The sequence below is a fragment of the Streptomyces silaceus genome, assembly GCF_001419745.1.
GTDB lineage: Bacteria > Actinomycetota > Actinomycetes > Streptomycetales > Streptomycetaceae > Streptomyces > Streptomyces silaceus.
Window position 1 is genome coordinate 1 of sequence record NZ_LIRJ01000704.1, and the last position, 1,220, is coordinate 1,220.

Annotated in this window: 1 protein-coding gene; it reads right to left on the reverse strand. The window is 67.3% G+C overall.

What is annotated here, in order from left to right; genetic code table 11:
- Nucleotides 1-164: 164 nt before the first annotated feature.
- Nucleotides 165-785: a YceI family protein gene (locus tag AOK22_RS38865; protein ID WP_055703327.1), complete on the reverse strand. Its 621-nt coding sequence runs from the start codon at nt 783-785 to the stop codon at nt 165-167.
- Between the last annotated feature and the right edge of the window lie 435 nt (nt 786-1,220).

Genomic DNA, 1,220 nt, shown 5'->3' on the forward strand with positions numbered 1-1,220 from the left:
GGGCACAGCCCACGGTGCAGGGTGGCGATGAAGGGGGCGCCAGCCCCGGCGTCGGCATCGTCCACTGGCCCGCGAAACCGTAGCCGAGCGCCCGCCTTCCGTGGGGGTGGGAGGCGGGCGCGCTCGTGGTGCTGGTCGGCCGGCGGGCCGGTCCTGACGGTGGGTCAGGCGGCGTTCTTGATGGCCGAGATGTCGAAGTTCAGCTTGATCTTGTCGGAGACGAGCACGCCACCGGTCTCCAGCGCCGCGTTCCAGGTGAGGCCCCACTCGGAGCGCAGGATCGTCGCCTTGCCCTCGAAGCCGACGCGCTCGTTGCCGAACGGGTCCTTGGCCGCGCCGTTGAACTCCAGGTCGATGGAGAGCGGCTTGGTGGTGCCGAGGATCGTCAGGTCGCCGGTGATGCGGTAGTCGTCGCCGCCCAGCGCCTCCGCCTCGGTGGAGCGGAAGGTCATCTCGGGGAACTCCTCGGTCTTGAAGAAGTCCGCGCTCTTCAGGTGACCGTCACGGTCGGCGTTGCCGGTGTCGATGCTGTCCATCTTGACGTCGATGGAGGCCGTCGAGGCCGAGGGGTCCGTGCCGTCCAGGTGCAGCGTGCCCGCGAAGTCGAGGAAGGAGCCCTTGACGTTCGTGACCATGGCGTGGCGGGCGACGAAGCCGATCGTCGTGTGCGCCGGGTCGATCGTGTAGTCACCGGTCAGCGCGGCGAGCTCCGGGTTGACCGCGGCGGAGGCGGCGGCCGGGGCGGCGGTGGTGTCGGTGTCGTTCTTGCGGCCGAAGAGACCCATGACGTGCTCCTTGGGGACGAGCTCCTACGGGGAGCTGCTGTTGAATGTTCAACGAGATTGAATGTAGCGCGATTCAGTTCAATGTTCAACCTCTAACGGAGTGTGCTCGCGTCGCTACTCAGTCTTGCTGCGCCCCGGCGATTCCGCGCGGCGTGGCGAGGGTGGCGGTCGATGGTGGGCCGTGGCGCCTTGTGGTGCCAGGTGGTGCCACGTGGCGTCGTGGTGGTGCCAATCTTTTTTCTGGATCTGCTTTGATGCCTCTGACCTGCGTAAATGTGAGTTCCGGTGAGCGTGGGGGGTGGATGTGGCGCGCGTGGCACTTGCTGTGGCGCCAGAGTGGTGCCACTATGGCGTCATGAACCTCACGCAGTACGTCGACCAGCTCCGGCAGGAGCTCGCGGTCGCCGCCGAAGCCGGCGGCGACCGCGAGCTCCT

Coding starts and splice junctions, on each gene's coding strand:
- AOK22_RS38865 (WP_055703327.1), bottom strand. CDS start 785: ATGGGTCTCTTCGGCCGCAAGAACGACACCGACACCACCGCCGCCCCG.